This is a genomic window from Parvibaculum sp., assembly GCF_049651025.1.
In the GTDB taxonomy this organism is placed as follows: Bacteria; Pseudomonadota; Alphaproteobacteria; order Parvibaculales; family Parvibaculaceae; genus Parvibaculum.
This window is the reverse complement of the sequence record NZ_JBASBH010000013.1, coordinates 1-9,130: the sequence shown is the minus strand read 5'-3', so window position 1 is coordinate 9,130 and position 9,130 is coordinate 1. Positions and strand designations below refer to the sequence as shown.

Genomic DNA, 9,130 nt, shown 5'->3' with positions numbered 1-9,130 from the left:
GCCTCAACTCACACTCTTCTGAATAAGCGTGCCGACGCCATGCTCGGTGAAAAGCTCGAGCAGAACGGCGTGGCGCACGCGCCCGTCGAGAATGACGACCGCCTCGACGCCGCCTTCCACCGCTTCGATGCAGGTCTCGACCTTGGGGATCATGCCGCCCGAAATCGTGCCGTCCTTCATCAGGGCTTTCGCTTCGTCGATCGTCAGCTCTTCCACCAGCACGCCCGACTTGTCGAGCACGCCGCGCACATCGGTGAGCAGCAGCAGACGCGTCGCGCCGACGGCTGCCGCAATCGCGCCAGCCGCCGTATCGGCATTGATGTTGTAGGTGTCGCCCGCGCGCGAAATACCGACCGGCGCGATGACGGGAATGATGTCGGATGCGATGATCGTGTTCAGGATTTCCGGATTGACCGTTTCCGGCTCGCCGACGAATCCGAGATCGAGAATTTTCTCGATGTTCGATTCCGGATCGTGAATCTTCTGCATCACCTTGCGCGCGACGATCAGATTGCCGTCCTTGCCGCTGAGGCCGATGGCGCGTCCGCCCGCCTGGTTGAGCTGCGCCACGATCTGCTTGTTGATCGAACCGGCAAGAACCATTTCGACGATCTCGACGGTCGCCTTGTCGGTGATACGAAGCCCGCCCGAAAATTCGCTCTTGATGCCAAGCCGCGTCAGCATCGCGCCGATCTGCGGCCCGCCGCCGTGAACGACGATGGGGTTGAGGCCCGATTGCTTCAGCAGCACGATGTCGCGGGCAAACTCCGCGCCCAGCGCCTCGTCGCCCATGGCATGGCCGCCATATTTCACGACGATGGTGCGCTTGTCGTATTGCTGCATGAAAGGCAGCGCTTCAGACAGGACGCGCGCGCGCTCCATGTCCCTCGCATCGTCGTGTGGATTATGTGACGTGGGGCCCGCCATGATGCTTGCTTTCTCTAGCTATTCCGCCTGCGGTTTATAGCGGAAGGCCTCCGGGTCTGCCAGCGAAGCGATCTCCGCGCGCAACTCGGCGATGCCGTCGCCCTTGACCGAGGATGTAGCAATGACGACCGGATGCGCGGCCACATGACGGCGAATGCCAAGCCGCACCTCTTCGATGCGCGGCTCCACATCGGCGGCTTTCAGCTTGTCCGTCTTTGTCAGCACCACCTGATAGGAAACGGCTACTTCGTCGAGCAGCTTCATCACGTCGTGATCGCTGTCTTTCAGCCCGTGGCGCGCATCGATCAGCACCATCACGCGCTGCAACTCGACGCGCCCGCGCAGATAGGCGCGAACGAGCTTCGTCCATTGCTCCACCCGCGAACGCGTTTCGCGCGCATAGCCATAGCCCGGCAGATCGACGAGGGTGAGGGCAGGGTAGCCCTTCGGCCCCAGCGCGAAGAAGTTGATCTCCTGCGTCCGCCCCGGCGTGTTCGAGGTTCGCGCCAGCGTGTTGCGCCCGGTCAGCGCATTGACGAGGCTCGACTTGCCCACATTGGAGCGTCCGGCAAAGCACACTTCGGGCGCGCCCGGCGGCGGCAGGTTTTCAATCGACGTCGAGCCGCGCACGAAATCGCAAGGCTGGGCGAAAAGCCAGCGCCCGGCCTCGATGTCGTTGACGACGAGGCCCTTGCCTTCGAGGCTCTCTTTCTCGATCTCGCTGGCAGGCGGTTCCTTTGCCATCAGCTCAGGACTTGTCGCCGTCGGCAGGCGCTTTCTTGAACAGCTTCCCAAGACCGAGATTGCTGAAAATCTCGATCGGCAATCCCTGGCGCCTCATGATGAAGCCCTGCTGCAGCACGCCGAGCGTGTTGTTCCACGCCCAGTAGATGACGAGACCAGCCGGGAAGCTTGCCAGCATGAAGGTGAAGAGGATCGGCATCCACATGAAGATCTGCTGCTGGATCGGATCGGCGGGCGCCGGGTTCATGCGCTGCTGCACGAACATGGTGAAGCCCATGAGCAGCGGCCAGATGCCGAGCATCAGGAAATGGCCGATCATCGGCACGCCGGACGGGTCCCAGGGGATCAGGCCGAACAGATTGAATATGGTCGTCGGATCGGCTGCCGAGAGATCGTGAATCCAGCCGAAGAACGGCGCATGGCGCATTTCGATGGTGACGAAGAGCACCTTGTAGAGCGAGAAGAACACCGGAATCTGAATGACGATCGGCAGGCAGCCCGCAATGGGATTCACTTTCTCTTTGCGATAGAGATCCATGATCTCCTGCTGCTGCTTCATCTTGTCGTCTTTGTAGCGCTCGCGCAGCGCTTCCATCTGCGGCTGCAGCTTCTTCATCTTGCTCATCGACTCGTAGGAGCGATTGGCGAGCGGGAAGAAGGCGAGCTTGATCAGCACGGTGATGATGAGGATCGCGATGCCGAAATTGCCGACCTCATGCGCGATGAGATCGATGCCCTTGAACACCGGCTGCGTCAGGAACCAGAAATAGCCCCAGTCGATCAGCAGGTTGAAGCGATAGATGCCAGCGTCGCGATAGGCGTCGATGACCTTGGAGACTTTCGCCCCGGCAAACAGCCGGTTCGTCATCGTCGTGCTCGCGCCGGGCGCAACGGTCAGCGCCTCATAGCGGAAATCGGCCTGGAAGCTGTCATGCTTCTGGTCGGGCGTAGGCCCGGCCTGTGCGCTGAAGCGGGCGACGAACTTCTGGCCCGCCTGCGGAATGAGCGCCGAGGCCCAATATTTGTCGGTGATGCCGAGCCAGCCTTCGGTATCGGTGATGGTCTTCGGCCCGTCCTTCACGGCGGCGGCATATTTGATCGTCTCTTCGCCGAATTCCTTGAACTCGCCGATGAAGCCTTCATGCAGACTGTAGAAGGGCGCGGCATCCGATTTGCCGGTGCGCGACACGAGGCCGTAAGGATAGAGCGTCACGGCAGCGCCGCTCTTGTTCTCGATCGTGTCGACGACGGTGAAGAGGAAGTTTTCGTCGAGCGAAATCGTGCGATGGAAGACAAGACCTTCGCCATTGTCGAAAGCCAGCGTCACCGGCGTCGTCGGCGTCAGCTTGTCGCCTTTTTCCAGCGTCCAGACGCTGTCCGTGCCGGGAAGTTTCACATTGCTGCCGGGCGCGGCAATAAAACCGAACTCGCTGAAATAGGGCTTGTCGGTATGCGTCGGCGAAAACAGCGTGATCTCGGGGCTGTCCTTGTCCACCGTCTCGCGATAATTGCGCAGATGCAGATCGTCGAAGCGTGCGCCCTTGAGCGCGATCGAGCCGTCAAGCTGGTCGGACGCAACCGGGACGCGCGGGCTCAGGGCAAGCGCGGCGGGCCGCTCCACGACGGAGGGCGAGGTGCTCGCGCCGTTGCCCTGCACGTCGGGCAGGCGTGCCGTTTCGGCGCCGGGTGCGGCGGCCTTGCTGGCTGCGGGATTTGCGTGTTCGGTGATGGCCTGCTGGCGTGCCTTTTCGGCTTCCATGCGCGGCGTGACAAAGAAATGCTGCCAGCCGATGAATACGACCACCGAAAGCAGAATGGCGATCAGGAAATTACGATTGTCACCCATGAAGCGTGTCTTCCTTGCCCTCGGAAATGGGACGTGAGGGATGTCGCGCGCCCTGCGCCCGCCCATGAATTTTGGCGAGCGCGCTGCGCAAATCGTCGAGAAGGTCGGGCCAGGCCCGTGTGAGCGTCGAAAGCCGCCCGACAAGGACGTAGTCGTAACCGGCTTTGCCATGAAGGGGAAGGATTTCGCGAGCCGCTTCCTTGAGGCGGCGACGGGCCCGATTGCGGATCACCGCATTGCCCACCTTGCGCGTCACAGTGAAGCCGGCGCGAGGGGCGTCTTCATCGCCGCGCTCAAGCGCTTGCAGCACAAGCCCGTTCGCGGCCCACTTGGCAGCGCGGGCAGCGGCGAGAAACTCGCGGCGCTTTCGCAGTCTCGGAATGTCGGAGCGCGGGGTCATAAGCCTGATCCCCGATTTGTGGGGCTGATTCCCCGGCGCGTGGGGCTGATTCAATGGTGCCGTCAAAATGCCGGCTTGCCGTATCGGGCCGCCCGACGCATCAGGCCGCCGAAATCAGGCGACCGGAATTCGGGCAACTGAAAATCAGGCCGAAAGACGCTTGCGGCCACGGGCGCGGCGAGCGGCGAGAACCTTGCGGCCACCGACTGTCGCCATGCGCGCACGAAAACCGTGGCGATTCTTGCGGACGATATTGCTCGGTTGATAGGTCCGTTTCACGTCTCTTCTCCGCAGGAACTGGCCTGAGCTGGGGCCCGGTTCGGGACTGCTCTGAAGACCTAGAATATAAGAGCCGCCGGTGCTGCCACCGGACGGCTGTCTGGCGGGGTGTATAGTCGATAAGCCTGCCGGAAGTCAATGCGCGGGAGCGGTTTTCACTCAAGGTGAATTCTGCTCACAATCGGGTGATCGCGTGCGGCGCGGGCCTATTCTGCCCGTCTTTTCGCGTAATGTCCCGCTTCGGCGGGACGGGCGGCTTGCGAGCCACATGTTCCATATTTGTTCACGCTTCTGAAGCGGAGACGCGGAAATGACGCAAACGGCTGAAGACAAGGGCGACAAGCCCGGCGGGTCCCGCCTCATCCGCTTCTGGCCGCTGGCGGTCCTCGCCGCGGGCCTCATCCTCTTCTTCGCCCTTGGCCTCAACCGCTATGCGACGCTGGACACGCTGCGCGACAATCGGGACGCGCTGAGCCAGTGGGTCGCCGCAAACCAGGCGCTGGCCGTCCTCATCTATATAGGGGCCTATGCGCTGATGGTGGCCTTCTCGCTGCCCGGCGCGCTGGTGGCGACGCTGACCGGCGGCTTTCTCTTCGGAACCCTTGTCGGCGGCCTTGCGGCCGTTTTTGCCGCGACGCTCGGCGCGACCGTCCTTTTCATCGCCGCGAAGTCGGCGCTCGGCAATCTCCTGCGCGCCAAGGCAGGTTCCTCCGTCGCCCGCATGGAGGAGGGGTTTCGCGAAAACGCCTTCAACTATCTCCTCGTGCTGCGCCTCGTGCCGCTCTTTCCCTTCTTCCTCGTCAATCTCGCACCCGCCTTTCTCGGCGTCGGCCTCTGGACCTTCGTCGCGGCGACCTTCATCGGCATCATTCCCGGCACCTTCGTCTTTGCGAGCCTCGGCAACGGCCTCGGCGCGGTCTTCGATGCGGGTGGCACGCCGGACCTTGGATTGATAAAGCAGCCGCAAGTGATCCTGCCGCTGCTCGCGCTCGCCGTGCTGGCCCTTGTTCCCGTTCTCTATCGCCATTTCCGCCGCACACGCTGACCCCATCGAACTCAACGGACAAATGACATGCCGAAAAAGATAAAGGCGGATATCTGCGTCATCGGTGCCGGTTCGGGTGGCCTCTCGGTCGCCGCGGGCGCCGCGCAAATGGGCGCGCGCACCGTCCTCATCGAGCGTGGGCTGATGGGCGGCGATTGCCTGAACACCGGCTGCGTCCCCTCAAAGGCGCTGATCGCCGCCGCCAAGCACGCCTATGACATGACCGACGGCGCGCGCTTCGGCATCGCGCCCGTGACGCCGCAGGTCGATTTCGCCGCCGTCAACGCGCACGTGAAAGGCGTCGTCGCCGCCATTGCGCCAAATGACAGCGTCGCTCGCTTTGAGGGCCTCGGTGTCAACGTCATGCAGGGCGAGGCGCGCTTCAAGGATCGCCACACCGTCATCGTCAACAATATGGAAGTGCGCGCCCGCCGCTTCGTCATCGCCACAGGCTCGCGCGCCAGCATGCCGCCCATTCCCGGCCTCGACGCCACGCCCTGTTTCACCAACGAAACCATCTTCGACAACACCACGCTGCCCGAGCATCTCATCATCATCGGCGGTGGCCCCATCGGCATGGAGATGGCGCAGGCCCATCGTCGCCTCGGCTCGCGCGTCACCGTCATCGAAGCCGCCCGCGCGCTGTCGAAGGACGACGCCGAACTCTCCCTCTTCGTCATAGACCGCCTCACGCGCGAAGGCGTCGAGATACTGGAAAGCACCTCCACCGCCAGCGTTTCGGGCACGGCCGGCAAGATCGCCGTCACCCTCTCGACGGGTCGCGTCATCGAAGGCACGCATCTCCTCGTCGCCACGGGCCGCAAGCCCAATGTCGAAAACCTCGATCTGGAAAAGGCAGGCGTCGCATTCTCCGCCCACGGCATAAATGTCGACGACCGCCTGCGCACCTCAAACAAGCGCATCTTCGCGATCGGCGATGTCGTCGGCGGCCTGCAATTCACCCACGTCGCCAACTATCACGCAGGCCTCGTCATCCGCAACGCGCTCTTCCGCCTCCCCGCAAAGGTGGACTACGCGAACATTCCCTGGGTCACCTATACCGACCCCGAACTCGCCCATGTCGGTGAAACCGAAGCGGAAGCCCGCGCCCGCCACATGAAGATCAACGTGCTGCGCTGGCACCTCGCCGAAAACGACCGCGCCCAGGCGACCCGCGAAACCGACGGCCAGATCAAGGTCATAACCGACATGCACAGCCGCATCCTCGGCTGCACCATCGTCGGGCCGAACGCGGGCGAGCTGATCCTGCCCTGGGTTCTGGCCAAATCCCGCGGGCTGAAGCTCAGCGCGCTTGCGGGTCTCGTCGTGCCTTATCCGACGTTGTCGGAGATTTCAAAGCGCGTCGCGGGCGCCTATTACACGCCCACGCTTTTCAGCGCGCGCACGCGGGCGCTTGTGCGTTTCCTCCGCTTCTTCGGCTGACGTTTCCGCCGATCCCGGTCTATGATCGAAAACCCTGCGGCAAACCCGCCAGGCCGGGATGGATGCGCAAATCATGGCGAACAAGGAGGACGAGCTTCACGACGTATCGCGGCCGAAATCGCGCCTCGGCCTGCCATTGCGCGGCAGCCTGTCGCGCCGCCTCCTCCTCCTCACCATTCTTTTCGTGATGCTGAGCGAAGTGCTGATCTTCGTTCCCTCCATCGCCAATTTCCGCAAGACATGGCTTGAGCAAAATCTCGGCGCGGCGCAGATCGCCGCCCTCGCGCTCGAGGCGACGCCCGACAACATGGTCGCGCCCTCGCTCCAGCAGGAGCTTCTCGAAAACGCGCAAGTCTACGCCGTCTCCCTTCATCGCGGCGACGCGCGCAAGCTCATCCTCAGCGAGAACATGCCGCCCGAAGTCGATGCCGTTTACGACCTGCGCCACGCCATGGCCCCCATGCTCATCATGGATGCCTTCCACACGCTCTTTGCAGGCGACGGTCGCGTCATTCAGGTGACAGGCGTTCCCCGTTTCGGCGCGGGCGACTACATCGCCATCGTCATCGACGAAACGCCGCTGCGCCACGCCATGATCGCCTATGGCATCAACATCTTCTGGCTTTCCATCATCATCTCCATCGTCACGGCAAGCCTCGTCTTCTTCGTACTGCATGTCGTCATCGTGCGGCCCATGCGGCGCATCACCGAAAACATGGTCGCCTTCCGCCGCAACCCCGAAGACGTGCGCGGCGTCATCGCGCCCTCCGCCCGCGAAGACGAGATCGGCGTCGCCGAGCGCGAGCTTGGCACCATGCAGCGCCAGATCCGCGCGACGCTGAACGAACGCGCACGCCTCGCCTCGCTCGGCAGCGCCGTCAGCAAGATCAATCACGACCTGCGCAACATCCTCGCCAATGCGCAGCTTCTGTCAGACCGCATCGGCGCGGTGGACGATCCGACGGTCCGCCACCTCGCGCCGCGCCTCTTTGCCTCCATCGATCGCGCGATAGACCTCTGCACGAAGACGCTCCGCTTCGGCCGCGCCGATGAAGAGCCGCCCTCGCGCGCGCCCTTCCAGCTTCACCCGCTGATCGACGAAGTGCGCGACATGAGCGGCGCCAACGAAACGAAAATCGTCTGGCGCAACAATGTCGCGCCGGATTTCGAAGTCTTCGCCGACCGCGATCACCTCTTCCGCATCCTCCTGAACCTCGGGCGCAATTCCGTGCAAGCCATCATCGACGGGCGCGAAGGCGAGGGCGAAATCAGCCTCTCCGCAAGCCGCGCATCGGACCACATTCATATCGACATTGAAGACTCAGGCCCCGGCCTGCCGGAAAAAGCCAAAGCCCATCTCTTCGAGGCATTCGTCGGCAGCGCGCGCGCCGGCGGCACGGGCCTTGGCCTTGCCATCGCCGAGGAACTCGCCCGCGGTCACGGCGGCCACATCATGCTACTGTCGAGCACTGCCCAGGGCGCGCATTTCCGCATCTGCATCCCGTCTGAAAATTCCGCCACCTCCTGCGCAGAGGCCGAGGCGGCAGCATGAAAAACGGAAACGGCCTCATCCTCGTCGCCGATATAGGCGGCACGCATGCGCGCTTCGCGCTCGCCCATTGGCGCGACGGCGAACTCTCCGTTGACGCGCCCTCCGTCTGGCTCACCGCGCTTCACGCAAGCCTCGACGCGGCGCTCGAAACCTTCCTCGCCGAAAAAGGCAAACCCCGTCTCGATGCCGTCGCCGTCTGCGCCGCAGGCCCGGTGAAAGGCGAGGGCGCAGCCGCCCTGATCGACATGACGAACTGCCCCTGGGAAGTCTCCGTCGCAGCCCTTTCGCGCGCCACCGGCGTCGCCCGGCCGCTATTGATGAATGACTTCGCAGCGCTGGCGCTTGCCGTCCCGCATCTGCGCGAAAGCGAACTTCACAAGCTGGGCGGCGCAGCGCCGGACCGGAAGGCCCCCATCGCCATATTGGGACCGGGCACGGGCCTCGGCGTCGCCGCGCTGGTGCCGGACCGCAACGGAACCTACATCGCCGTCCCCGGCGAAGGCGGCCATGTCGATCTCGCGCCCACCGACGCGCGCGAACTCGCCATCCTCTATCAGTTGATGCAGGAACATGGCCACGTCTCGCTCGAGCGCGTCCTCTCCGGCCCCGGCCTCGTCTCGCTCTACATGGCCATCGGCGCGCTGGACGGCACGGCAGAAAAATCCCGCCCCACCGCCGTCGACATAGCAACCCGCGCCCGCCTCGGCACCTCGCAAACCGCGAAAGAAGCCGTCTTCCTCTTCGTCGGCTGGCTAGGCTCCGCCGCCGGAAACCTCGCTCTGACGCTCGGCGCCAAAGGCGGCGTCTACATAGGCGGCGGCATCATCCCCGGCTGGCTCGCGCAAGCCAATTCCTCCGCCAACGAACAAACCGCCCCCCTCTTCAACCCCACCC

At 63.6% G+C, this 9,130-nt stretch carries 9 protein-coding genes; 4 read left to right on the top strand and 5 right to left on the bottom strand.

The genetic code is table 11. From position 1 onward, the window contains the following. Window positions 1–3: 3 nt before the first annotated feature. The 5 genes from argB to rpmH form a co-directional block, all read right to left on the bottom strand. On the bottom strand, window positions 4–927 hold the full coding sequence (argB, locus tag WA943_RS01325; RefSeq protein ID WP_424467924.1) for an acetylglutamate kinase: 924 nt from the start codon (window positions 925–927) through the stop codon (window positions 4–6). 18 nt (window positions 928–945) lie between these two features. After that, window positions 946–1,671 carry a ribosome biogenesis GTP-binding protein YihA/YsxC gene (gene yihA / locus WA943_RS01320; protein WP_424467922.1) on the bottom strand — a complete coding sequence of 242 codons (726 nt, stop codon included), beginning with the start codon at window positions 1,669–1,671 and terminating at the stop codon, window positions 946–948. Between the two features lie 4 nt (window positions 1,672–1,675). Then, window positions 1,676–3,517 (bottom strand): membrane protein insertase YidC, encoded by a 1,842-nt coding sequence (gene yidC / locus WA943_RS01315; protein WP_424467920.1) that lies wholly within the window; start codon window positions 3,515–3,517, stop codon window positions 1,676–1,678. Next, entirely contained in the window at window positions 3,510–3,917 is a 408-nt protein-coding gene (gene rnpA / locus WA943_RS01310; protein WP_424467918.1) for a ribonuclease P protein component, read from the bottom strand. The genes yidC and rnpA overlap by 8 nt, the downstream gene beginning before the upstream one ends. A 144-nt stretch (window positions 3,918–4,061) precedes the next feature. Further along, complete coding sequence (gene rpmH / locus WA943_RS01305; protein WP_424467916.1) at window positions 4,062–4,196, bottom strand: 50S ribosomal protein L34; 135 nt, start codon at window positions 4,194–4,196, stop codon at window positions 4,062–4,064. Between the two features lie 310 nt (window positions 4,197–4,506). On the opposite strand from rpmH, the gene WA943_RS01300 reads away from it, so the two are divergent. The 4 genes from WA943_RS01300 to WA943_RS01285 form a co-directional block, all read left to right on the top strand. Beyond that, the gene (locus WA943_RS01300; protein WP_424467914.1) at window positions 4,507–5,241 is read left to right on the top strand and encodes a TVP38/TMEM64 family protein; all 735 of its coding nucleotides are present in this window, start codon (window positions 4,507–4,509) and stop codon (window positions 5,239–5,241) included. Window positions 5,242–5,268: 27 nt separating this feature from the next. Continuing rightward, window positions 5,269–6,684 carry a dihydrolipoyl dehydrogenase family protein gene (locus WA943_RS01295; protein WP_424467912.1) on the top strand — a complete coding sequence of 472 codons (1,416 nt, stop codon included), beginning with the start codon at window positions 5,269–5,271 and terminating at the stop codon, window positions 6,682–6,684. Between the two features lie 73 nt (window positions 6,685–6,757). Beyond that, window positions 6,758–8,236 (top strand): ATP-binding protein, encoded by a 1,479-nt coding sequence (locus WA943_RS01290; RefSeq protein WP_424467910.1) that lies wholly within the window; start codon window positions 6,758–6,760, stop codon window positions 8,234–8,236. Further along, on the top strand, window positions 8,233–9,130 hold an 898-nt coding region (locus tag WA943_RS01285; protein WP_424467908.1), incomplete at its 3' end, for a glucokinase. The genes WA943_RS01290 and WA943_RS01285, both read left to right, overlap by 4 nt.

Coding starts and splice junctions, on each gene's coding strand:
- WA943_RS01290 (WP_424467910.1), top strand. CDS start 6,758: ATGGCGAACAAGGAGGACGAGCTTCACGACGTATCGCGGCCGAAATCG.
- argB (WP_424467924.1), bottom strand. CDS start 927: ATGGCGGGCCCCACGTCACATAATCCACACGACGATGCGAGGGACATG.
- rnpA (WP_424467918.1), bottom strand. CDS start 3,917: ATGACCCCGCGCTCCGACATTCCGAGACTGCGAAAGCGCCGCGAGTTT.
- WA943_RS01300 (WP_424467914.1), top strand. CDS start 4,507: ATGACGCAAACGGCTGAAGACAAGGGCGACAAGCCCGGCGGGTCCCGC.
- WA943_RS01295 (WP_424467912.1), top strand. CDS start 5,269: ATGCCGAAAAAGATAAAGGCGGATATCTGCGTCATCGGTGCCGGTTCG.
- yihA (WP_424467922.1), bottom strand. CDS start 1,671: ATGGCAAAGGAACCGCCTGCCAGCGAGATCGAGAAAGAGAGCCTCGAA.
- yidC (WP_424467920.1), bottom strand. CDS start 3,517: ATGGGTGACAATCGTAATTTCCTGATCGCCATTCTGCTTTCGGTGGTC.